The 22,763-nt window shown below is 66.0% G+C and carries 24 protein-coding genes and 2 pseudogenes; 15 read left to right on the top strand and 11 right to left on the bottom strand.

Annotated elements, in window-relative coordinates; genetic code table 11:
- Positions 1 to 59 precede the first annotated feature (59 nt).
- From DIE06_RS04645 to infA, 3 genes are all read left to right on the top strand, one after another.
- On the top strand, positions 60 to 1,139 hold the full coding sequence (locus DIE06_RS04645) for a Rieske 2Fe-2S domain-containing protein (protein WP_124660338.1): 1,080 nt from the start codon (positions 60 to 62) through the stop codon (positions 1,137 to 1,139).
- A 282-nt stretch (positions 1,140 to 1,421) separates the two neighbouring features.
- Positions 1,422 to 1,625, top strand: coding sequence for a cold-shock protein (locus tag DIE06_RS04640; protein WP_124660337.1), 204 nt, complete (start codon positions 1,422 to 1,424; stop codon positions 1,623 to 1,625).
- A 461-nt stretch (positions 1,626 to 2,086) separates the two neighbouring features.
- A complete protein-coding gene (gene infA / locus DIE06_RS04635) occupies positions 2,087 to 2,350 on the top strand; it encodes a translation initiation factor IF-1 (protein WP_011355053.1) in 264 nt (87 codons plus the stop codon).
- Positions 2,351 to 2,521: 171 nt separating this feature from the next.
- Here infA and DIE06_RS38155 read toward each other — a convergent pair whose 3' ends face one another.
- Positions 2,522 to 2,671: a hypothetical protein gene (locus DIE06_RS38155; RefSeq protein ID WP_185733341.1), complete on the bottom strand. Its 150-nt coding sequence runs from the start codon at positions 2,669 to 2,671 to the stop codon at positions 2,522 to 2,524.
- Between the two features lie 188 nt (positions 2,672 to 2,859).
- Between DIE06_RS38155 and DIE06_RS04630 the strand changes: the two genes are divergently transcribed.
- Positions 2,860 to 4,125 (top strand): alkaline phosphatase family protein, encoded by a 1,266-nt coding sequence (locus tag DIE06_RS04630; protein WP_124660336.1) that lies wholly within the window; start codon positions 2,860 to 2,862, stop codon positions 4,123 to 4,125.
- Positions 4,122 to 4,370 (top strand): hypothetical protein, encoded by a 249-nt coding sequence (locus tag DIE06_RS04625; RefSeq protein WP_124660335.1) that lies wholly within the window; start codon positions 4,122 to 4,124, stop codon positions 4,368 to 4,370. The genes DIE06_RS04630 and DIE06_RS04625 overlap by 4 nt, the downstream gene beginning before the upstream one ends.
- Positions 4,371 to 4,466: 96 nt before the next feature.
- On the opposite strand, the pseudogene DIE06_RS04620 reads toward DIE06_RS04625, so the two are convergent.
- The 7 genes and pseudogenes from DIE06_RS04620 to DIE06_RS04590 all read right to left on the bottom strand — a co-directional run.
- A pseudogene (locus DIE06_RS04620) lies at positions 4,467 to 4,664 on the bottom strand (MFS transporter); the annotation flags it as partial.
- 226 nt (positions 4,665 to 4,890) lie between these two features.
- The gene (gene dmpG, locus DIE06_RS04615) at positions 4,891 to 5,928 is read right to left on the bottom strand and encodes a 4-hydroxy-2-oxovalerate aldolase (protein WP_124660334.1); all 1,038 of its coding nucleotides are present in this window, start codon (positions 5,926 to 5,928) and stop codon (positions 4,891 to 4,893) included.
- Positions 5,929 to 5,944: 16 nt separating this feature from the next.
- The gene (locus DIE06_RS04610) at positions 5,945 to 6,844 is read right to left on the bottom strand and encodes an acetaldehyde dehydrogenase (acetylating) (RefSeq protein ID WP_124613932.1); all 900 of its coding nucleotides are present in this window, start codon (positions 6,842 to 6,844) and stop codon (positions 5,945 to 5,947) included.
- A gap of 15 nt (positions 6,845 to 6,859) precedes the next feature.
- A complete protein-coding gene (gene dmpE, locus DIE06_RS04605; RefSeq protein ID WP_124660333.1) occupies positions 6,860 to 7,642 on the bottom strand; it encodes a 2-oxopent-4-enoate hydratase in 783 nt (260 codons plus the stop codon).
- A gap of 90 nt (positions 7,643 to 7,732) precedes the next feature.
- Positions 7,733 to 9,115 carry a DUF1329 domain-containing protein gene (locus DIE06_RS04600; protein WP_124660332.1) on the bottom strand — a complete coding sequence of 461 codons (1,383 nt, stop codon included), beginning with the start codon at positions 9,113 to 9,115 and terminating at the stop codon, positions 7,733 to 7,735.
- Between the two features lie 41 nt (positions 9,116 to 9,156).
- Complete coding sequence (locus DIE06_RS04595; RefSeq protein WP_124660331.1) at positions 9,157 to 10,722, bottom strand: DUF1302 domain-containing protein; 1,566 nt, start codon at positions 10,720 to 10,722, stop codon at positions 9,157 to 9,159.
- Positions 10,723 to 10,873: 151 nt separating this feature from the next.
- The gene (locus tag DIE06_RS04590; RefSeq protein ID WP_124660330.1) at positions 10,874 to 11,653 is read right to left on the bottom strand and encodes an SDR family oxidoreductase; all 780 of its coding nucleotides are present in this window, start codon (positions 11,651 to 11,653) and stop codon (positions 10,874 to 10,876) included.
- Between the two features lie 138 nt (positions 11,654 to 11,791).
- Here DIE06_RS04590 and DIE06_RS04585 point away from each other — a divergent pair, with 138 nt between their 5' ends.
- From DIE06_RS04585 to DIE06_RS04555, 7 genes and pseudogenes are all read left to right on the top strand, one after another.
- Complete coding sequence (locus DIE06_RS04585; protein ID WP_124660329.1) at positions 11,792 to 12,628, top strand: alpha/beta fold hydrolase; 837 nt, start codon at positions 11,792 to 11,794, stop codon at positions 12,626 to 12,628.
- 184 nt (positions 12,629 to 12,812) lie between these two features.
- Positions 12,813 to 13,828: pseudogene (locus DIE06_RS04580) on the top strand (IS110 family transposase).
- A gap of 286 nt (positions 13,829 to 14,114) precedes the next feature.
- On the top strand, positions 14,115 to 14,903 hold the full coding sequence (locus DIE06_RS04575; protein WP_124660328.1) for an SDR family NAD(P)-dependent oxidoreductase: 789 nt from the start codon (positions 14,115 to 14,117) through the stop codon (positions 14,901 to 14,903).
- A 38-nt stretch (positions 14,904 to 14,941) separates the two neighbouring features.
- Positions 14,942 to 15,691: an electron transfer flavoprotein subunit beta/FixA family protein gene (locus tag DIE06_RS04570; RefSeq protein ID WP_124660327.1), complete on the top strand. Its 750-nt coding sequence runs from the start codon at positions 14,942 to 14,944 to the stop codon at positions 15,689 to 15,691.
- Positions 15,692 to 15,707: 16 nt separating this feature from the next.
- Positions 15,708 to 16,670: an electron transfer flavoprotein subunit alpha/FixB family protein gene (locus DIE06_RS04565; RefSeq protein ID WP_124660326.1), complete on the top strand. Its 963-nt coding sequence runs from the start codon at positions 15,708 to 15,710 to the stop codon at positions 16,668 to 16,670.
- 3 nt (positions 16,671 to 16,673) lie between these two features.
- Entirely contained in the window at positions 16,674 to 17,204 is a 531-nt protein-coding gene (locus tag DIE06_RS04560; protein ID WP_124660325.1) for a transferase hexapeptide repeat family protein, read from the top strand.
- A gap of 162 nt (positions 17,205 to 17,366) precedes the next feature.
- Positions 17,367 to 17,615: a hypothetical protein gene (locus DIE06_RS04555; RefSeq protein ID WP_124660324.1), complete on the top strand. Its 249-nt coding sequence runs from the start codon at positions 17,367 to 17,369 to the stop codon at positions 17,613 to 17,615.
- Between the two features lie 23 nt (positions 17,616 to 17,638).
- Here DIE06_RS04555 and DIE06_RS04550 read toward each other — a convergent pair whose 3' ends face one another.
- On the bottom strand, positions 17,639 to 18,802 hold the full coding sequence (locus tag DIE06_RS04550) for an MFS transporter (RefSeq protein ID WP_124660323.1): 1,164 nt from the start codon (positions 18,800 to 18,802) through the stop codon (positions 17,639 to 17,641).
- A 346-nt stretch (positions 18,803 to 19,148) separates the two neighbouring features.
- Between DIE06_RS04550 and DIE06_RS04545 the strand changes: the two genes are divergently transcribed.
- Genes DIE06_RS04545 through DIE06_RS04535 form a run of 3 tightly spaced genes read left to right on the top strand, consistent with a single transcriptional unit; the run spans position 19,149 to position 20,966 of the window.
- Entirely contained in the window at positions 19,149 to 19,793 is a 645-nt protein-coding gene (locus DIE06_RS04545) for a DUF1326 domain-containing protein (RefSeq protein ID WP_124660322.1), read from the top strand.
- Entirely contained in the window at positions 19,790 to 20,581 is a 792-nt protein-coding gene (locus DIE06_RS04540) for a DUF2182 domain-containing protein (RefSeq protein ID WP_124660321.1), read from the top strand. Before DIE06_RS04545 ends, DIE06_RS04540 begins: the two co-directional genes overlap by 4 nt.
- A gap of 40 nt (positions 20,582 to 20,621) precedes the next feature.
- Positions 20,622 to 20,966, top strand: coding sequence for a copper-binding protein (locus DIE06_RS04535; RefSeq protein WP_124660320.1), 345 nt, complete (start codon positions 20,622 to 20,624; stop codon positions 20,964 to 20,966).
- Positions 20,967 to 21,083: 117 nt separating this feature from the next.
- On the opposite strand, the gene DIE06_RS04530 is transcribed toward DIE06_RS04535, so the two are convergent.
- Both DIE06_RS04530 and DIE06_RS04525 read right to left on the bottom strand, forming a co-directional pair.
- Positions 21,084 to 21,347: a PAAR domain-containing protein gene (locus DIE06_RS04530; RefSeq protein WP_124660319.1), complete on the bottom strand. Its 264-nt coding sequence runs from the start codon at positions 21,345 to 21,347 to the stop codon at positions 21,084 to 21,086.
- A gap of 44 nt (positions 21,348 to 21,391) precedes the next feature.
- The gene (locus tag DIE06_RS04525; protein ID WP_124660419.1) at positions 21,392 to 22,684 is read right to left on the bottom strand and encodes a DUF6396 domain-containing protein; all 1,293 of its coding nucleotides are present in this window, start codon (positions 22,682 to 22,684) and stop codon (positions 21,392 to 21,394) included.
- Positions 22,685 to 22,763 lie beyond the last annotated feature (79 nt).

Below are 22,763 nucleotides of genomic sequence, written 5' to 3'. Positions count from 1 at the left end.
CCCCGTTACCCCGGTGCGCGGCGGGCCGCCGCGCGTCCCCCAAAGAGGAGTCAACCCGCATGTCCGCACGCCCTTACAAGATCGAAGCCCAGCCGCTCGCGCAGCGCTATGCGCGCGGCTGGCACTGCCTCGGGCTCGCCCGCGACTACCAGGACGGCCAACCGCACACGCTGAACATCTTCGGCCGCAAGCTCGCCGCGTTCGCCGATTCGACCGGCAGGATCAACGTCGTCGACGCGTACTGCCCGCACATGGGCGCCGACCTGAGCCTCGGCACGATCGAGGGCGACCATCTCGTCTGCCCGTTCCACGGCTGGGCGTGGAACGGCGCAGGGCAGTGCGCGTCGATCCCTTACTGCAAGCGGATCCCGCCGAAGGCGCGGATCGGCGCGTGGCCGACCTGCGTGGAAAACAACCTGCTGTTCGTGTGGAACGATCCGGAGGGCAATGCGCCGCCGCCGGAAGTCGCGATTCCGCGCCTCGACGCGTGCTTCTCCGACGAATGGTCGGACTGGGTCGTCGACAAGATGGTGATCCACGCGAATTGCCGCGAACTGGTCGACAACATCTCGGACGTCGCGCACTTCGCGACCGTGCACCACGCGCCGATCGACTATTTCGCGAACCTGTTCGAGGATCACAAGGCGACGCAACTGATGGTCGGCCGCAGCGAGAAGCTCGGCGGCGACAGCCTGACCGCGCTGTCGACGTACTTCGGGCCGGCCGTGCACATCACGCAGATGACGGGGCAGAGCGGCGGGCAGCCGATCCATTCGGTGCTGCTGAACTGCCACGTGCCGATCGACATGGACAGCTTCGAGCTGCGCTACGGCGTGATCGTGAAGAAGGTGGCCGGCCTGAGCGACGCGCAGAACCTGGAGATCGCGAACGCGTACGTGAAGGAAGCGCAGCGCGCGTTCTACGAGGACGTCGACATCTGGCACAGCAAGACGCGCATCGACAACCCGCTGCTGTGCGAAGGCGACGGGCCGCTGTACCAGATGCGCGACTGGTATGCGCAGTTCTACCTGGACGCGGCCGACGTGCGGCCGTCGAGCGTCGCGCGCAAGACGTTCGAGATGAAGATCCGCGACGGCGACGCGCCGCCGCCGCTGCATCACGTGTTCGAACCGCGGTAACCCGCGGCGCGCGCGGCGAAAAAGGGGGGCGTATCGTTTCGCGTCCCGATCGCCGCCCACGCCCGCCAGGCAAGGCGCGCGCACTGCCGCGCGCCTGCGTCGCACCGAAAGAGCTTGACGGATTGGCCTGCACCGCGTAGTGTCCGAGACCGAAGTCTTCAAGAAGTTCGATTGCTCATCATTGGCCGCACACAGTGCGGCAGTCGTTGGTCTCTCCCTCTTTTGATTCTTTCTGTGCCCGTCAGGGGCGCATGTTCATTCATTCGTATTAAGGAAGTATTTGTGGATACCGGTACCGTCAAGTGGTTCAACGAAACCAAGGGCTTTGGTTTCATCTCCCCGGACAACGGCGGCGACGATCTGTTCGCCCATTTCTCTGAAATCCGTGGCACGGGTTTCAAGACCCTGGCCGAAGGCCAGAAGGTCAGCTACGAAGTGAAGCGTGGCCCGAAGGGCCTGCAAGCGTCGAACATCACGCCGGTGTAAGCCGCGTCGGTAGCGGCCGCCCGTGCGCGGCCGCTACCGGACGGATCTCGCGCGGATGCCGGCCCGAGCCGGCATCCGCGCGTTCCGACGCGCACGACCGATGCATCGCGGTCATCACGATGCATCGGTCGTGCGCTTCCCTCATCCATCGCAGGTCCGTACGACGTGCGATCCAACGCCCTCGCGACGCGCTCGCCGTGTCGCCAGCGGCCCATGCTGCAACCCGAGTAGACCGTCGCCGTGTCGCACGCGGCGCGGTCCCGACTTTGCGCGGTGCTGATCGCACCGCCGCCACCGACCGCCCGACCGCCGCAATGCGCCGGGCTCCGATTGCAAGGCGGGCCCGTCGCCCGTCTGAACGAGTTTATCCCCGGCATCCTGCCGGCCGCCGTCCCGTTGCGGGTACGGCGCCGGTGAGCTCGCCGCGGCCGCGGTCATTCACCTTGTCTGGAGGAATTGGTTTGGCAAAAGAAGAACTGCTGGAACTGGACGGAATCGTCGACGAAGTGCTGCCGGACAGCAAATACCGTGTCACGCTGGAAAACGGCGTCGTGGTCGGCGCGTACGCGTCGGGCCGCATGCGCAAGAACCACATCCGCATTCTCGCGGGTGACCGTGTGACGCTGGAACTGTCCGTGTACGACCTGACGAAGGGTCGCATCAACTTCCGCCACAAGGACGCGAATTCGCCGCGTCCGCCGCGCACCGGGCAACCGCGTCGCTAAGCAGTAGCGATCGGGCAGCACAACGCCGCACCGATCGAAACCCGCCCGGCCCTGTCATGCGGCCGGGCACACCGGATGGACGGCGCGGGTCGCGCCGTTCGTCGGTCGCTGGCGGCGGGGCAGTGCCGCGGCGGCCAAGGTCATCTTCTCCGGTCGCGGCGCATGCCACGCTCAAGCGGCCGCGTCTCGCAGGAAATCCTCGACGATCGTCGCGAAATACGGCGGACATTCCTGCATCGGGTACGTGCACGTGCCGCTCAGGTGGCGGGAGGCGCCGTAACAGCGCAGGTCGGCGAACCCGTACGTGAAGTCATCATGCATCGAGCGTCGGCGTTGACCGCGCTGCCCCCACTGCGTGTCCCCCACGGCTTTACGCGCAAGCCGGCGTAGCCGTACACTCGTCGGCAATTCGCGGCGCGCGCATGCGGGAGTGCCTTTCCTTTCAGTGGCTTTCAGTGCCGCCGCCACCGTGCCAGCCGGACAATCGTCGCGCGACGCCAGGAGGCGCCATGAGTGCAGACGCAGCCCCCGCATCTTCTTCCGTTCCCGCAGCGCCGTCGGTTCAGGATCGCATCAAGCACGTGTTCGTGCTGATGCTCGAGAACCGTTCGTTCGACCATCTGTTCGCGCTGTCGGGCATCGCCAATATCACGGCGGCATCGCCGGGCGACAGCAACGCATACGGCGGCACCGTCTATCCGTTCGGCGGCGGCGCACCCGACCGGATGCCGACCGATCCGTGCCACGAATTCACCGACGTGCTCGAACAGCTCTGCGGCGCCGGCGTGCCGTTCGTGAAAGGGCGGCCCTATCCGAGCGTCGACAACTCGGGATTCGTGTCGAACTACGCGACGTCGCATTCCGAAGGCGCGCCACCGCAACCGGGCAACGTGGGCGCGATCATGCAGGGCGCCGATATCCGCACGCACGCGCCGTCGCTGTACGCGCTCGCGAACGCGTTCGTGCTGTGCGACCGCTGGCATGCGTCGATGCCGGGGCCAACCTGGCCGAACCGCTTCTTCCTGCACGGCGCGTCATCGGCCGGCCTCGACCATTCGCCGACCAAGGAGGAAATGGCCGGGTGGGATACGCTCGATGGCTTCCACTATCCGAACGGCTCGATCTTCGCCGCGCTCGGCGACGACAACTGGCGCATCTACCAGGACCAGTCGGGCGATCCGCTCGGCCACGTGCCGCAGGTCGCGTCGCTGAAGGGCGTGAGCTTCTTCGACGTCGACGATCTGGCGCACTTCGAAGCCGATCTCGCGGCCGGCTATACGGCACGCTACACGTTCATCGAGCCCGGCTACGGCGACATCGTGCACGGTACCTACCAGAACGGCAGCTCGCATCATCCGATGGACGGCCTCGCCGGCGGCGACCAGCTCGCCGCGCGCGTGTACGACGCGATCCGCAATTCGCCGGTGTGGGACAGCAGCCTGCTCGTGATCGTCTACGACGAGCACGGCGGCTTCTACGATTCGGTGAGGCCGGGCGCGGCGCCGCCGCCGAACGACGGCGCGGCCGCGACGCTGAACGCGAGCGGCTTCGGGTTCGACGTGTACGGCGTGCGCGTGCCGGCGATCGTCGTTTCGCCATGGGTCGCGGCCGGGCAGGTCGATCACACGCCGTACGATCACAGCTCGGTGGTCGCGACGCTCGGGCGGCTGTTCGGCCTCGCGCCGCTGACCGACCGCGATCGTGCCGCGAACGACCTGCTGTCGCTCGTGACCACCACCTGCCGTAACGACTGCCCGGAGAGGATCGGATCATGAGCGCGACCCCGGCGACGGACCCGCGCGATGCGTTGCCAGTGCGGGACGGCACGAGCCTGATCGCGTATCTGCACATCCTGAAGAAGGCGCATGCCGCGCTCGTCGGCCACGACAACGCGCATCGGCGGTTCAGCGAGATCGTCACGCGCGGACAGGCGCGGCAGTACATCGAGGAACTGATGCCGACGCTGCTGCAGGCGCGCGCGGCGCATCGACGGCGCAGGCATGGCGGGAAGCATCGTTGATGTGGCGGGTGGCCGATCGCTGGCGTCTGACGGTCAGAGGCCAGGGGCCGGAAGCTGGAGGCGAACGGCCGGCCTCCCACGCCATGCGCGCCGACATGATTCGGAAACCGAAGGAATTGCGAGCAGCATTGCCGCGATGCTCAGCGGCACGACCACGAAGAAGATGCTGCGCCAGCCGAAGTGCCGGATCAGCACGCCGCCGAGGGTTGGCCCGATCGCCATCGCGACGCCGTTGCACGCGGCCCAGATGCCGAACGCCCGGCCGCGCTCGACCGGATCGCGCCACACGACGCGGCTGGCGAGTGCGGTGAGTGCTCCGGTATGGGCCATGGGCGGCATTCCGCGACGGGTGAGCCTGCGAGCTTGAGCGCCGCCTGCTGCCAGCGTGGTGTCAGCAGGCGAGGGCAGCAGGCGCGCAAGCGGCGTGCCCGTGCTTGTCCCGATCCGGTGCGCCGGCAAGAAAAAACGGGGCTTGCGCCCCGTTCCCTGCAGCTTCCCGATCAAGACCGATTGCGTTCGATCAGGCCGCCACGGCCAGTGCGCGTGCCCGCGCCATCGTCAGCGCCGCATCCTCGATCATGTCCTCCTGCCCGCCGACGAGCCGCTGCCGGCCGAGTTCGACGAGGATGTCGCGCGCCGGAATCCCGTACTTCGCTTCCGCCCGCTTCGCGAACAGCAGGAACGACGAGTAGACGCCCGCGTAGCCGAGCGTCAGCGCATCGCGGTCGAGGCGGATTGGCGCGTCCATGATCGGCACGACGAGATCCTCGGCCACGTCGGAAATCGCGAACACGTCGACGCCGGTCTCGATCCCCATCCGGTCGCACACCGCGACGAACACTTCCATCGGCGTATTGCCCGCGCCCGCACCAAGGCCGGCCGCGGCCGCGTCGATCCGGTTCGCGCCGGCGGCGACCGCCGCGACCGAGTTCGCGACGCCCATCGCGAGGTTGTGGTGGCCGTGGAAGCCGAGTTCCGTTTCCGGCTTCAGCGCGGCGCGCACCTGGCCGATCCGCGCGGTCACGTCGTCGGGCAGCATGTGGCCGGCCGAATCGGTGATGTAGATGCAGTTCGCGCCGTACGACTCCATCAGCTTCGCCTGCACGACGAGCTGCTCTGGCGACGACATGTGCGCCATCATCAGGAATCCGACCGTATCGAGCCCGAGCGTGCGCGCGAGGCCGATATGCTGTTCCGACACGTCCGCCTCGGTGCAGTGCGTCGCGACGCGGATCGTGCCGACGCCGAGCGCGTGCGCCATGCGCAGGTGCTCGACGGTGCCGATGCCGGGCAGCAGCAGCGCCGACACCTTGGCCTGCTTCAGTTCCGGAATCACGGCGCTCAGGTACGCGTCGTCGGTGTGCGCGGGGAAACCGTAGTTGACGGACGCGCCGCCGAGCCCGTCGCCATGCGTGACCTCGATCAGCGGCACGCCGGCCGCATCGAGCCCGCGCGCGATGTTGCGCATCTGGTCGAGCGTGATCTGGTGACGTTTCGGGTGCATCCCGTCGCGCAGCGACATGTCGTGGACGGTGATCTTCTTGCCTGCAAGTGACATCGTGTGACTCCTCTGCTCAAGCGGTGGCGGCCGTCGCGGCCAGCATCTGTTCGGCGAAACGCTCGGCCGTGGCGGCCGCGGCGGCGGTCATGATGTCGAGATTGCCCGCGTACTTCGGCAGGTAGTCGCCGAGCCCCTCGACTTCCATGAACACCGACACGCGGTTGCCGTCGAACACCGGGCCGTTCTTCAGCGTGTAGCCGGGCACGTAGCGCTGCACCTCCTTGACCATCGCATGCACCGACGCGGTGATCGCGTCGACGTCGGGCGGACCGTCGGTCAGGCAGTGGATCGTGTCGCGCATGATCAGCGGCGGCTCGGCCGGGTTGATCACGATGATCGCCTTGCCCTTGCGCGCGCCGCCGACCTGCTCGATCGCGCCGGACGTCGTGCGCGTGAATTCGTCGATGTTCTTGCGCGTGCCCGGGCCGACCGAGCGCGACGATACCGTTGCGACGATCTCGCCGTACGCGACCGGCTGCACGCGCGACACCGCGTACACCATCGGGATCGTCGCCTGGCCGCCGCAGGTCACCATGTTTACGTTCATTTGCGCGCTGTCGAGGTGCGCGTCGAGGTTCACCGGCGGCACGCAGTACGGCCCGATCGCGGCGGGCGTCAGGTCGATCATCTTCACGCCGAGCGCGGTGAGCTTGTCGGAGTTGTCGCGGTGCACGTAGGCGGAGGTCGCGTCGAATGCGATTCGGATATCGTCGGCGGCGACGTGCGGCAGCAGTCCGTCGACGCCCTGGTCGGTGGTCTTCAGGCCGAATTCGCGGGCCCGCGCGAGGCCGTCGGACGCCGGGTCGACGCCGACCATCCACACGGGTTCGAGCACCGTCGAGCGGCGCAGCTTGTACAGCAGGTCGGTGCCGATGTTGCCGGGCCCGATCAGTGCGCATTTGATTTTCTTCATCAGGATTCCTTTTCGTCAGATAAATCGAACGTCGCATCCGCCGATGCCGGAGATGCGCATCGACAGCGCGTCGCCGGCCGTGACCGGAATCAGTTTCGCGAGCGAGCCGGACAGCACGATCTCGCCGGCAAGCAGCGGCACGTCGTATGCGGCGAGGGTGTTCGCGAGCCACGCGACCGCGTCGGCGGGATGGCCGAGCGCCGCATCGCCGCGGCCTTGCGCGACGGTCTCGCCGTTCTTCTCGATCGTCATCTCGCACGCGGCGAGATCGAGCGTGCGCGGATCGACACGTGCATCGCCGAGCACGTATACGCCGCACGACGCGTTGTCGGCGACGGTGTCCTCGATGCGGATCGCCCAGTCGCGGATGCGCGAGTCGACGATCTCGAAGCAGGGGGCGACCGCGGCCGTCGCGGCGATCACGTCGGTGCGGTCGATGCCGGGGCCGCGCAGGTCGCGCGCCAGGATGAACGCGATCTCGCCTTCGGCACGCGGCGCGATCAGCGACGCGGCGGCGATCGCGTCGCCGGCCGCGTAGTGCATGCCGGACAGCAGGATGCCGAAATCGGGCTGGCGCACGTTCAGCATGTCCTGCACGGCCTGGCTCGTCACGCCGATCTTCTTGCCGACCACCGATTCGCCGCGTTCCACGCGGCGTTCGATGAAGCGTTGCTGGATCCGGTACGCATCGTCGAGGGACAGCCGGCGCGGCCGCCCCGACAGCGGCGCGACCGGCGCGCGGGAGTGCCACGCGGCATACAGCTCGTCGCCGAGCGTCGCATGCAAGCGGTTGGACATGGTAGGGCCCTCGAATGGAAAAGGCCGCCGTCTCGGGCGGCGTCGTGCGCCGAGGGGCGGCCCCCGGCGCTGGTTCGGAGACGGTACGCGTCAGTTGCCCGAGCTGCGGATTCCGTCCGGCGAGAAGTACGCCTCGGTGAACTGCGGGCTGTTATCGAGCTTCGGCATCGGACCTTCGTTGGTCAGGCGGTCGGCCATGTACGCGCCGGAGACGAGGTCGTGATAGAACACGACGCCCGGATAGAACGTCTTCGCATCGAACGCGTAGAGCGTCGTGGCGACGTTGGTGCGCCAGAGCTGGCCGCGCGCGTCATAGTTGTCCGCGAGCAGCGTGATCCACGAATCCTCGTCGAGGTACAGCACGCGCTTCGCGTACTGGTGGCGATAGCCGTTCTTCAGCGTTGCCTGGAGCACCCACACGCGGTGCAGCTCGTAACGGATGAAGGACGGGTTCTCGTGGCCCTTGCCCAGCAGTTCGCCGTACTTGACCGCGGTGTCCATCGCCTTGTAGTTGTCGTACGGCACGTAGATCTCGCGCTTGCCGAGGATCTTCCACTCGTAGCGATCGCCCGAGCCGTTGAAGAGACGGTCGTCGTCGACGGTGCGGAAGCCGCCCGGACCCATCGGCTGGTCGTAGCCGTACTCGGGCGCCTGCCGCACGCGCCGCGTGCCGGGGTTGTACATCCACGTGCGCGACGCGTTGTCCGCGCCGGCCTTGTCCCAGTTCGTGAACGACAGGATCAGCGAGCCGCGGTCCGACAGCGGCAGGTCGGTGGCGACGCGCGCGTAGGTGCGGTTGTTCAGGTCGCTCTTCACGTCGTACTTGCCGACGTTGCGCGGCGAGTAGATGTCATAGCGCACCTTGCCCCATGCGATGTTGCCGTCGGAATAGACGACCGCCTGGTCGTAGGTCGCCTGTTCGGTGCCGATCGCCGACGACATGCGCTGGTTCCACAGCAGCTCGGCCGCGCTCTTCGGAATCGGGTACGGCACCTGCGGCGGCGCGTTGGTGAGCCCGTTCGCGTCGGACGTCATCGTCGAATCGGGCGCATACGTGCGGATGTCCTTGTAGACGGCATCCGTATAGCGGAAGTCGCGATGGCTCGGGTAGACGTTGATCTTGAACGTGGCCGGGTAGCGCTTGAACATCGCCTTCTGGCCGTCCGTCAGGTGCTCTGCGTACTGCGCCATGTTCTCGGCGGTGATCGTCGCGACCGGCTTCTCGCTCGCGAACGGATCGGGGTAGCGGCCGCCACGCTTGTACTGAACGTCCGGCGGCGTGCCGAGCCACTTGCCCGACCACTCGGGCACGCCGCTGTCCTTGCTCGCGGCGCGCACCGCGCCCATCGGCGTGAGCGTGCCGTCGAGCGCCTTCAGGTCGTCCGGCGTGACCTTCGGGAACGACGTCGTCGCGACGAGCGCGCACGTGGCCATCACCGACGCACGCAGGAGGGGGAGACGAGTTCGTTTCATGACAAATCCTCTTCTTGCTGGGTGACGAGCGGCCGGGCCGCTCAGAAGTGGTAGGTCGCCGTGGCGAGCACGTAGTCGCGATCCGACAGCGGACGCGTGACCGCGTTGGGCGAACCGAGGAACCTGGCGTAGACGAGCGACAGCTGCAGGTTGCTCAGGCGCGTGAACGTCACGCCGGCCGTCACGCGGTGATCGCCCTGGCCCGTGAGCGAGCCGAGCGCGCCGGCGAGCGGCGACGTGCCGGTCAGGTCGTGCGTGTAGGTCAGCGGCACGTCGAGGTCCCAGCCGTTGAACACGTTCTTGTAGCTGAGCGTCCACGCGATCTCCATCGCGAGCGCATTGCGCGAGTTGGTGAGCGTCGTCGAGCCGTCGAGCGCGGAGATGCTGCCCGCATGCACGTACGTCAGTTCGCCGACCAGCGACTGCGAGCTCGCGAGGAAACTCGGCCCGATCGAGTAGATGCCCGACAGGTTGGTCTGCAGCACGTTGGCGCGCGTCGACTGCGGGCCGGTCGGCGTGTTGACGAGCACGGCCGCGCCCTGGCGGTACGACACTTCACCCGCGACGTTCACCGGGCCGACCTGCGTCGAGAAGCTCGCGCCGGTCAGCTTGATGTTGCTGAAATACTTCTGCTGGTACTGGAGCGTCGGGAAGAACGTCGTGACGACGCTCGGGTTCATGTCGTTGTAGTGCAGGTGGTACAGGCCGAGCTCGGTGTCGCCGAGTACGCGAAAGCGCGCGCCGATACCCCACTGGTTACGCGCGCTCGGCTTGTCGTCGGGGCCGCGCGGAATGATCATCCCGCCCGGGCCGATGATGAATTGCGCACCCGGGCCCGTCACGTCGGAATAGCTCCAGTACGTGCCGGGCGCGGTCAGCCGGTTCTGCTGGTACGAGAACTGGTAGTAGCCGAGCAGGCTGAAGTTCGGCGTGATCTGCCATTGTGTCGAGATCTGCGGCACCGGCAGCAGGATGTCCTTCACCTCGGCGCCGGCCATGTACGACTTGGTCGCATCGGCAGGCCCCTGGGCGCCCGCGATGTTCGGGAAGAACAGGCTTTCGCCCCACGCGACCACCTGGTCGCCGACCTTCACGTTCAGGCTCGTCGAGCCGAGATGGAACGTGTTGTACGCATACGCGGCGAGCAGCGTCGTATGTCCGCCGGACCAGTAGCGCGCGTCGCTCGTGAAGTTGTTGTACTGGCCGGACTGGTTCACGGTGCCCGGCGCGTCGTTGTAGTTCGGGCGATGATAGGCCTGGTCGTAGAACGTGTTCGCGCGGACGAACACGCCCCAGTCGTCGTGCTTCAGGTTCACTTCGCCGAGCAGGCTGACCTGGTTCTCGATCAGCTTGTTCTTCGCGAAGTTGCGGTCGCCGTCGTCGCCGTTGATGTTCGCGGGCGTCAGCAGATTGCCGCTCGGCGCGCGCGTGCGCATGCCGAGGCCGTAACTCAGCGTGAACGTGTAGTCCAGCGTCGTGTCGGCGCCAAGGTCGATCGTGCTGCCGGCGTGCGCGTTGGGAACGGCGCACGTCAGCAGCGCGGCGGCCAGCGTCGACAGCGTGGCGGTGGCCCGCTTGTCGGTACGGCGCGAAATCCGTTGATGCATGGTGTCTCCTCTGGGGGTATCGACGACGGTCGACTGTGGTTGTCGTGAGAGGCAGAGTAGGGAGATCGCGGTAGCAGGGAATCGTCAAAATGAACTAGATGACTTCCCTAGGACTGGAAACGATCGGGCGACGCCGCTTGCGCGTTGTGGGTTATCGCGTGTCCGCCTGTGCCGCCGACAGGAACGCGGGCCGTTCGCCGCCGCCGTCGAGCCGCAGGTTCGCGCCCGACGTGTACGACGCGTCCGGCGACGCGAGGAACAGGCATGCCGACGCGACGTCGTCGGGCGTCGCGAGCCGTCCGGCGGGAATCGTCGCGCGGATCGCGTCGAGCGCGTCGTCGTCGCCGTAGTGGCCTTCGGTCGCCGATTCCGTCTGCACGAGGCTCGGGCTGATCGCGCACACGCGCACGCGCGGCGCCCACTCGACGGCAAGCGACGTGACCGCGTTGACGAGACCCGCCTTCGCGGCGCCGTAGGTCGCGGTGCCGGGCGACGGCCGCGACGCGCTGACGCTCGCGATGAACAGCATCACGCCGCCGTGCGGCTGCGGCTGCATGATCGCGTTCACGCGCTGCGCGAGCTGCAGCGGCGCGATCAGGTTCAGCCGCACGATCGATTCGGTGAAGCGCGGCGATGCGTCGGCCGCGAGCGCGAACGGCGAGCCGCCCGCGTTGTTGACGAGCACGTCGAGGCCGCCGGCCGCATCGCGGATCGTCGCGAGCATCGCGTCGACCTGCTCGATGTCGCGCAGGTCGGCCGCGATGAAGCCGGCGAGGCGGCCGCCGGCCGAAGGCGGCGTGTCGGGCGCGCTGCGTCCGCATACGAACACGCGCGCACCCGCCGCGAGAAACCGCTCGGCGATGCGCCGCCCGATGCCCTTGGTGCCGCCCGTCACAAGCACCGTCTTGCCGCTGTAGTCGAATCCGTTCATCGTCAGCCTCCGTTTCGGTGGCCCGATGATAGGAACAAGCGCGCGCGGCTTCGTAGTCTGAAAGGATGATGCCGGCCGGCGCCGGCGGCGCAATCATCGTGGCAAGCAGCCATCGACCGACGAAGGAGACAACCCGCGATGACGACCCCCACGACGCCGCCGGCCGGCATCTTCACCGACGTAGCGGGCGGCCTGCGCCTGCATCATTTCGAGGCGGGCGCAGGCCGGCCGGTGGTGTTCATCCACGGCAGCGGCCCGGGCGCGAGCGGTTTCAGCAACTTCAAGCACAACTACCCCGCATTCGCGGCCGCCGGCCATCGCGCGATCGTCGTCGACCTGCCGGGCTACGGGCAGTCGTCGAAGCCGTCCGACGTCGCCTACACGCTCGATTTCTTCGTCGGCGCGCTGCACGCGCAGCTGTCCGCGCTCGGCATCGGGCCGGCGGTGCTGCTCGGCAACTCGCTCGGCGGCGCGATCGCGCTGAAATACGCACTCGATTACCCCGACGCGGTCGATGGCCTGATCATGATGGCGCCGGGCGGCGTCGAGGATCGCGACACCTATTTCCGGATGGAAGGGATCCAGCGGATGGTGAAGCTGTTCACCAATCGCCAGATGAATGACGACACCATGCGCGAGCTGCTGACGCTGCTGGTGCACGACCCGGCGATCGTCACCGACGCGCTCGTCGCCGAGCGGATGAAGGTGTGCGTCGAGCAGCCGACCGAAGTGCTTTCGACGATGAGCGTGCCGAACCTGACGGGCGCGCTCGGTGATCTGCGCTGCCCGGTGCTCGGTTTCTGGGGCACGGACGACCGCTTCAATCCGGTCGGCGGCGCGCTGACGTTCCTCGAACGCTGCCGCGACGCGCGCTTCGTGTTGATGAACCGGTGCGGCCACTGGGTGATGGTGGAGCACGCGGCGTATTTCAATCGGGAATGCCTCGATTTCCTGGCTCCGTCGAATACGCGATAACGCCGGATGCCGATGAAGACCGGCCCGTTCGAGGCCGGTCCGCCTGATTAAACGGAGAATTGAAATGAACGCGTCCCACCCGTGAACGTGAGAGCAGAAGCAGGAGGTGGATCCTCGCGGGCCAACGGCATCGAAGTGCCCAGGTGGAAAATGCACGCATTTCCCGGCAACCGGAGGATCCACGATGAACAGTATCGCAGTGGGCGTCGACATCGCCAAGCAGGTTTTCGAGGTTCATTACGTTGACCGGGAAACCGGAGAGATCGTGAACAAGCCGATCAAGCGGGCGAAGTTTCTCGAGCACTTCGCGAACCGTGCACGGTGCCTGATCGGAATGGAAGCATGCGGCGGTGCGCACCACTGGGCGCGAGAACTGACGCGGATGGGTCACGAGGTCAGGCTGATGCCGGCGGAGTTCGTGAAGGCGTTCAACATCCGCAACAAGAACGACGCGGCAGACGCGCGGGCGATCTGGCTGGCGGTGCAGCAGCCGGGCAAGCCGGTGGCGGTGAAGACCGAGATGCAGCAGGCGATGTTGGCGCTGCACCGGATGCGCGAGCAGTTGGTGAAGTTTCGGACGATGCAGAGCAACGGGCTGCGCGGGTTACTGACGGAATACGGCGAGGTGATGAGCAAGGGACGGGCGAAGCTGGACAAGGAAATACCCGCCGTACTTGGCCGCATCGCCGAGCGCCTGCCGGCGGCGCTGATCGATACGTTGCGCGAGCAGTGGAACGGGTTGGCAAAGCTGGACGAGCAGATAACCGAGATCGAGCGCCGGATGCGCGAATGGAAGAAGGAAGACCGGGCCGTGAAGATGATCAGCGAGATTCCCGGTGTGGGGTTGCTGACGGCAACTGCCGCGGTGGCGATGATGGGTGACCCGAAGGCATTCCGGTCGGGACGTGAATTTGCCGCGTGGGCGGGCCTGGTGCCAAAGCAGACCGGCTCAGGCGGCAAGGTGAACCTGCACGGGATCAGAGAGGCGACATGTATCTGCGCGCGCTGCTGATTCACGGTGCGCGTGCGGTATTGACGCATGCGAAGGAACCCGGTCCGTGGGTCGAGCAGATGAAGAAGCGGCGACCAACGAATGTCGTGATCGTCGCGCTGGCCAACAAGATGGCGCGGACGATCTGGGCGGTGCTCGCGCATGATCGGCCGTACCGGAAGGACTACGTGAGCATGAAACCGGCCTGAACGGTTTACGCACGGTAGAAGATCAACGTTTAACACAGGGTGAACGTCGAAAGGTTGCGCAGCAATCGAGTGTGATGACAAGCCAGGTAGGACCGGGACTCACTAAACCTGAATTGCGTAACGAGCTTCGAGCTCGTTAGGAGAATGAGGTGTGAGTCAGCGGATTTCATAGGGGCCCGCAGCGGCAGGACCGGCTGCAATCAGGCCGGATATAGAGACGCAGCCCATCCTGTCTGTCAGAAACGCAAGAAAGCTGTTGCAAACGGGACGCGTTCATATAGACGCAATGAAACTCATCGAAGACCTGTTCGACCTGCGCGGCAAGGTGGCCGCGATCACCGGCGGCGCGCGCGGCATCGGCGCGGAAACCGCGCGCACGCTGGCCGCGGCCGGCGCGAGCGTCGCGATCCTCGACGTGCTGTCGCAGCCGGCGGAGGCGCTCGTCGAAGCGATCCGCGCGCAGGGCGGCCAGGCCGCGTTCTGGTCGCTCGACGTGACGCACGAGGCCGACGTGGCGCGCGTGTTCGGCGAGATCGTCACGCGCTTCGGGCGCCTCGACGTGCTCGTGAACAACGCGGGCATCGAAGGGCATAACGTGCCGACGCACGAACTCACGCTCGCGCAATGGCAGCGCGTGCAGGACGTGAACGTCAATGGCGTGTTCCTGTGCACGCGCGCCGCGATTCCGCACCTCGAAGCGGCCGGCGGCGGCTCGATCGTGAACCTGTCGTCGATGTACGGGATCGTCGGCGGCCCCGACGTGCCCGCGTATCACGCGTCGAAGGCCGCGGTGCGGATGATGGCGAAGGTCGACGCGATGCTGTACGCGGCGAAGAACATTCGCGCGAACTCGGTGCATCCGGGCTACATCCGCACGCCGATGCTCGAGGACGCGTTCCGCCAGATGGGCCAGGATCCGGACCGCGCGTTCGAATACATGCAGACGCACGTGCCGATGGCGAAGATCGGCAGCCCGCGCGACATCGCGGCCGGCATCCTGTATCTCGTGTCGCCGGCCGGGCGCTACGTGACGGGTGCGGAGCTGGTGATCGACGGCGGATACACCGCGCGCTGACGCGCCGCGGCAGTCGAAACGAAACAGGAGACAGACAGTTGAAAGCGCTCGTGGCAGTGAAGCGCGTGGTCGACGCGAACGTGAAGGTCGGCGTGAAGTCCGACCGTACCGGCGTCGACATCGCGAACGTGAAGATGTCGATGAACCCGTTCGACGAAATCGCGATGGAAGAGGCCGTGCGGCTCAGGGAGGCCGGCGTCGTGACGGAGGTGGTGGCCGTGTCGGTCGGTGTCGCGCAGGCGCAGGAAACGCTGCGCACGGCGCTGGCGATCGGCGCGGATCGCGCGATCCTCGTCGAGTCGAACGACAGCGTCGAGCCGCTGGCCGTCGCGAAGATCCTGAAGGCGCTGGTCGACAAGGAACAGCCGCAACTGGTGATCCTCGGCAAGCAGGCGATCGACGACGATTCGAACCAGACGGGCCAGATGCTGGCCGCGCTGGCCAACCTGCCGCAAGCGACGTTCGCGTCGAAGGTTACGATTGCCGATGGCAAGGCAACCGTCGCGCGTGAAGTCGACGGCGGCGCGGAAACGCTGTCGCTTCGACTGCCCGCGGTCGTTACCACCGATCTGCGTCTGAACGAGCCGCGTTACGTGACGCTGCCGAACATCATGAAAGCGAAGAAGAAGCCGCTGGAAACCGTCAAGCCCGGCGATCTCGGCGTGGACGTGACGCCGCGCCTGAAGGTGCTCAAGGTGAACGAGCCGCCGGAGCGCGCGGCCGGCGTGCAGGTGCCGGACGTGAAGACGCTGGTCGAGAAGCTGAAGATCGAAGCCAAGGTGCTGTAAGAGGGAGCGCAAAGAAATGACGATTCTGGTAATTGCCGAGCATGACGGCGCGTCGGCCGGCGGCGCTTCCACGATCAAGGCCGCGACGCTGAACACGGTGGCGGCGGCTGCCGAAGTTGGCAAATTCGTCGGCGGTGACATTCACGTACTGGTGGCAGGCCACAACGCACAAGCAGCAGCCGATGCGGCAGCGAAGATCGCAGGCGTGTCGAAGGTGCTGCTGGCCGACGCGCCGCAGCTCGCGGACGGTCTCGCCGAGAACGTCGAAGCGACGGTGCTGACCATCGCGTCGAACTACTCGCACATCCTCGCGCCAGCGACCGCCTACGGCAAGAACATCGCACCGCGGATCGCCGCGAAGCTGGACGTCGCGCAGATCTCGGAGATCACGGCGGTCGTTTCAGCCGATACATTCGAACGCCCGATCTACGCAGGCAACGCGATCGCGACGGTGCAGTCGAGCGATCCGGTCAAGGTCATCACGGTGCGGACAACAGGCTTTGATCCGGTTGCGGCGGAAGGCGGCAGCGCGGCGGTCGACAAGATCGAAGCGGCGGTGGACGCAGGGATATCGCAGTTCATCAGCCGTGAAGTGACGAAACTCGATCGGCCGGAACTCACCAGCGCGAACATCATCGTGTCGGGCGGCCGCGGTCTGGGCAGCGGCGAAAACTTCGCGTTGGTGCTGGAGCCTCTCGCGGACAAGCTTCAAGCAGCACTCGGCGCGTCACGTGCGGCCGTCGACGCCGGCTACGTGCCGAACGACTACCAGGTCGGCCAGACCGGCAAGATCGTCGCACCGCAGCTGTACATCGCGGTCGGCATCTCGGGTGCAATCCAGCATCTGGCCGGCATGAAGGACTCGAAGGTGATCGTCGCGATCAACAAGGATCCGGACGCGCCGATCTTCAGCGTGGCCGATTACGGCGTCGTCGGCGACCTGTTCACGCTCGTGCCCGAAGCGGCCGCGGTGCTCTGAGCGATGCCGCTGTTCGAATTCAACGGCATGCGCCCGTGCGTCGATCCGTCCGCGTACGTTCATCCGAGCGCGGTCGTGATCGGCGACGTGCGGATCGGCGCGGGTTGCTACATCGGCCCGCATGCGAGCCTGCGTGGCGACTTCGGCGCGATCGTCGTCGGCGACGGCAGCAACGTGCAGGACGGCTGCGTGCTGCACGTCGGCATCCGCGAGACGTGCCGGCTCGGCGTGAACAGCCACATCGGCCATGGCGCGATCGTGCACGGCGCGACGCTCGAGCCGGACACGATGATCGGGATGAACGCGGTCGTGATGGACGGCGCGACGATCGGCGCGACCACGATCGTCGCCGCCTGCGCGTTCGTGAAGGCCGGCTACGACGTGCCGCGTGGCGTGCTGCTCGCGGGTGTGCCGGGACGCGTGGTGCGGCGGCTGAGCGACGCGGAGATCGACGCGAAGGCGAACGGCACGCGGGTCTATCGGCAACTCGCGGTGGATTGCCTGAAGACGCTCCGGCAGATCGACGGCGCGTAAGCGCCGCGCCGAAGCGCGATGCCACGGGTTTTCTCGGGGTTTGTGCGGATGGCGATTCGCCGTCGCGCATGCCGGTCGCGACGTTCGCACGGGATCGATTGCCTGATGCGGCGTCGTTGTCTTAAGATCGGCGTCAGACCATCCCACCGCCTCCGGCGCCGAATGAAAACGACCCTACGCCTGCGCGTCGCCATCATCGCTTCGGCTTTCGCCGTCTATCACGTATTCATGCACACGCAGTGGGTCGCCAGCGGTTGTATCGAATTTCTCGGCAACCGGCATTGCAGCTTCGAGAACAGTGCGAATTTCGAAGGGATGATGGACTTCGACCTGCTGCTGACCTGCGCGTGGGTCGCGGGCGCGGTGATGGCGTGGTTCGCCGTCGCACGCGCGCCGAAGAAGCCCGGTTAGCCGCGCCCGCGTCGCGCGGCCGGCTATTGCGTGCGCACCGGCGCCGGCCGGTCGTGCAGGAACGCGAGCGACAGCGCCGCGAGACCGCAACTCGCGATCAGCATCAGCAACGCGCCCTTGCCGGCGTGCACCATCACCCAGCCGCCAACCGACGGAAAGCCGAACGTGCCGATGAAATACGACGCGACGAACCACGTCAGCACGCCGTGCCGTTGCGTATCCGCGCAATCGTTGAGCGCCTGCGCCTGGATGACCGGATACATCAGGCCGTAGCCGGCGCCGAGCAGCACGGCCGCGACCGACTGGAGCGATGCATGTTCGGCTGCGCCGAACATCGCGAGTGCGCCGAGCAGCATCATCACGAGCAGCCCCTTGGTTGCCGTTTCGGGGCGCGCTGTCCTCACCCATCGTCCGAGCAGCCAGCGCGCGGTGATCACCGTCATCGTGTAAAGACTGAAGAATGTGCCGGGACGCGCTTGCGTGCCTTGCATGAACGACATCTGGAACGTCATCAGGCCGGAGAACACGCAGGTGCCGAGCGCGATCATCACGATCGGCACGGCCGCGCGCGTGCGCGAGATGGCGGGCAGGTCGCGCACCCAGCGGCCGCCGGCCGCGGCGGCGGCCGGGCACGGACACCGGCGGCCGAAGGCTTCCAGCATCAGCGACGCGAGCACGCACAGGGCGCCGACCGCATAAAGCGTGTCGTCGATCGACCAGTGGAGCAGGCGCATCGCATACGCGGCGAACGCGGGGGACGCGCCGATCCCCGTCATCTGGAAGGTTGCCGACCGGAAGAACCACACGTTTCGGGCGGCGCCGCTGGTGCGCTCGGCGAGCGACATCGGCGCGGCCAGATGAAACGCGCCCCAGCCGAAGCCGACCAGGAAGCCGGACGGCAAGTCGGCGGACGGTGCGCGCCCGACGAGGGCTAAGCCGACGATGCCTGCGCCGATGCACAGCGACGACAGCGCGGCGATTCGCGCGGCGCCGATCTGCTGCGAGAACCAGCCGACCGCCGACAGGCCGGCGAAGGTGCCGACGGTCGCCGCGGCCAGTGCAACGCCGGTGTTGAGATCGCTGCCGCCGATCGAGCGAAAGCGCATCGACAGCAGGAAGGTTGCGCCGTAGCCGCCCGCGGTGAGCAGGGTGCCGACGAGAAAGAGCAACGCACTTTGAACGCGCATGACAGCCATCCGGGGCGGCGGCGACGATTGGGGGGAGCCGTCGATTGCGAGACAGTATGGACCCGGATCGATGCGGGATGCCCGCATTTGTGATGACGCGGTCGAGCCGTCGGCTTTTGTCGGACATGGTTCGACCACGCTCGATCGAGCGCGCCGTTTCGCGCCGAACAGGCCGCATCGGAGCGACTGCACGACGACGATGAATTCGTCGGATCAGCGGCGCTGCACGTCGCGCTGGCGGCGTTTTCCCGCGCGTTCGCGCGCCTCGTGCGCACTTTGCTTTCCCCTGTGGGGTGCACTAGATTTCGAAGCGTGACATGTGTTACCAAATGTGCGAGGTGAAGCCATGACGCCGTGGGAGATTCAGGGAACCGAGCTGATGAACTGCAATTGCTCATACGGTTGCCCCTGCCAGTTCAATTCGTTGCCGACGCACGGCAACTGCGAAGCGATGGGCGCGATTTCGATCGATAGCGGTCACTACGGCGACGTGGTGCTCGACGGTGTCCGGATCGCGGTCGTGTTCCAGTGGCCCGGGCCGATTCACGAAGGCCACGGCCGGTGCCAGCCGATCGTCGACGAGCGGGCCAGTCCCGCGCAGTGCGAGGCCGTGCTGAAGATCATGACCGGTCAGGATACCGATCCATTCGCGACCATGTTCGCGGTATTCGCGTCGACGCTCGAGCAGGCATACGAGCCGATCTTCGCGAAGATCGATTTCGACGTCGATGTCGATGCGCGGCGCGGCCGGATCAGCGTCGAGGGCGTGTTCGACGTCGTGGGCGAACCGATCCGCAATCAGGTGACGGGCGCGGAACATCGCGTGCGGATCGACCTGCCGCACGGCTTCGAATACGAGCTGGCCGAGATCGGTTCCGGTACCGGCCGGTCGCGCGGTCACATCGAGCTGGATCTCGAGCGGAGCTACGCGCAGTTCGCGCGGCTGCACATGAACAACCACGGGCTGATCCGGCATCGCGTCGCGGCATGATCCCCGTCGGCGATTTTCTCGGGCGCGAGCGCGTCGTCACGCTGCTCGGCATGGCCGCGCTCGTCTGCGCGTGCTGGGCCTACCTGTGGACCGGGGCCGGCACCGGCATGTCGGCGCTGGACATGACGGCGGTCGCGCTGTTCCCGCATCGGCTGGCCGGTGGCATGGGCGTCATGGATCCGTCGCTGGCGACCGTGATCCTGATGTGGTGGGTGATGATGATCGCGATGATGACGCCCGGCGCGGCGCCGCTCGTGCTGCTGTACCGGAGCGTGCTGCGGCATCGCGAACAGGACGGTGCCGGGTCGGCATTCACGTCGACTTGCCTGCTGGCCGGTTATCTGGCCGTATGGTTCGTGTTCTCGGTCGGCGCGGCCGTGCTGCAGAGGCTGCTGCAGCCTGCCGGCCTGATCTCCGGGATGATGCTGTGGTCGAAGAGCGCGGTGCTGTCCGCGATCGTCCTCGCGCTGGCAGGCGTCTATCAGTTCTCGCCGCTGAAACAGGCGTGCCTGCGGCAATGCCGGTCGCCGGTCCGGTTTCTCGCGACGTACTGGCGCCCGGGAATCACGGGCAGCTTCATGCTCGGCGTGCGCCACGGCGCGTATTGCGTGGGCTGTTGCTGGCTGCTGATGGCGCTGCTGTTCGTCGGCGGCGTGATGAACGTCGTGTGGATCGCCGCATTGTCGCTGTTCGTGCTGGTCGAAAAGGTGCTGCCGGGCGGCGAGTACGTCGGCCGCGTGCTGGGTGCGGTGCTGATCGCGTGGGCGGTCGCGACGTTGCTGGTGTAGCGAGGTGCATTGGTCATCCGCTGCGCCCGGGAGATGCTCGATGAGGATCCGTTGCATCGCCATCGCCGTCCTTGGTGCGATGGCCGTCGTTGCGACGCCGGTGCGTGCGGCCGGCGGCATGTCCGACATGAACATGGGTGACATGAAGACGGCGGCGCCGGATTCGGTGCTGACCGATGCCGAAGTGAAACGAATCGATGCCGCGCACGGGATGGTGACGCTGAAGCACGGCGCGCTCGAGAACGTCGGGATGGCGCCGATGACGATGGCGTTCAAGGCCGGCGACCCGGCGATGATCGCGTCGCTGCACGTGGGCGACAGGGTCAAGGTCCGGATCGAACGCGTGAACGGCACGCTGACGATCGTGAAGCTCGTGCAACGGTAGTAACGGTCGCGCAAGCGACCGCGGACCGGCAGCGGCGGCACCCCGCGACCGTATGCGCCGGTGCCGGCCACGCCTTCCCTCTAGGCGACTGTTCCGAGGGGCGGCGTTCCTGTCCGCTCAGGACCACGACACGGTGGTTGAGCGGCTGACCAACGTGCAGCCGCATGTCGCATGATGTCCATGCAACGCAACCGGAGCGCCATCGATCATACCGTTCGCGTCGCCCTCAGCGATCGTCTGCGTTCCGTGCTCCTGGCATTCGACCGTATCGCCTTTGCGGGCAATCGGCTTGCCGTCTACCACATCGGCATTCGAACCTGTCGTGACGGTGCCGCCGTGCGGCGCGAGCGTATCACCCACCACAATGACCTGACGAACCAATTGTATTTTCCTCGTGTGTGCGACAGCGTGGCGACCCCGTGTGTTTACATACCAATTGCATAGATGCCGGGCATGCCGGTTTCGGCATTCGGACTGCCGAGGTACGTCCATTGCACATCCGTCATGGCGACATCGATGAAACTTTCTCCGTCATGCGGAAATGCCTGGCCTTTCTCGACGAACGCTTGACGATCCCACCGGTTATAAAGCGTTGCCAGCGGGTGCTCTGCTGCCACGCGACTTTCCCATATTCCCGTTAGCGGGCAACGCTGCTGACCGTTGCACCGGACTGGCGACTCGGGCTCGGGGACTTCGCGCAGCAGCCCGGTTTCAATCATATGCTTCAGAAAATCGTACCTCTGCGGGGGCAGGGCATGAGCTTCGCTTTGCAGCGTCACACTCTTCTGCGGTTTGGGGGGCGGAGTCACGGCTTTTGCGCCGTCGATCAATGTCTGCACTTTGCCGTCCCATTTCGGTAACGATGCGGGGGGCAATGGAAGCACCTTGTCGAGATTCGGCAATTTCAGGCGACCCTGATAGAACTCGAGCGCATCCCCCAGTTTGCTGTAACGATCAGCACGTGCCTTGTCGATATGGCCGACCAGGTTGGTGCCGTCGGTAAGATCCATACCATCGAATTCGGTAAACAGCTTATTGGCACATTCAGCAGAACCTAGCTTGACACCTTGATGAAGAACACGAAGCGCGCGCAGTTTCGCTTCAGTAGTTTGTGGTCTCGCATAGACATGTCCTAACTCTTTCGCAGCATTTCCATATCCTTGAGCGAAAGCACATTCCAGCATTTGTGTCGCGATAGGCAAATTACCCCAGAATTCGCCACCCGGATCATCATATGCGGCATCCGTCTTTGTCCCGATGAAAGTTTGTGCGGATGGACTGCCCATATCGGCAGCGCGCTGGAAGAAGGCATAGGCGCTGGTGGCATCGCCACCTTTCACCAGGCCATTCTGATGGTAGATTCCCATCATGTCGTAGGCGTCAGGCACGCCTAGTTTCATCGCCTTTTCAACCCAGCGGATAGCGGTTTCTGGATCATGGGTTGGCACCCCCTGACGATCGCTCAATATCAGCGAGGCGATATTGAGCATGGCTTTCCAGTGGTTGCGCTCGGCGGCCTGCGTGTAGAGCTGGTAAATCTTCGCGTAATCTCGTTTTTCGTAGTCAATGTTCGGGTTATCAAGCGCCAGTGCCTGTTGGAACCACAGTTCTGCCTGAGGATCGACAGGCGGTAGGTGCTGATCCTGATACACGCACGTGAAGGTCTTGCGATGCGGGCTGAACAACGGCAGTTTTTCGTAACGTGGCAGGTCGGACATGGATGCACTCAGCTTGCTGGTCTGGGCTGTAAGAGGGCTGGCCTGCGAATCAGCTGCCAGCACGCAGAGGCTGGCGCAT

The sequence above is a fragment of the Burkholderia sp. Bp8998 genome (assembly GCF_003854235.1).
In the GTDB taxonomy this organism is placed as follows: Bacteria; Pseudomonadota; Gammaproteobacteria; order Burkholderiales; family Burkholderiaceae; genus Burkholderia.
The sequence above is the reverse complement of the archived record's forward strand: the minus strand, read 5'-3'. Positions and strand labels throughout refer to the sequence as shown.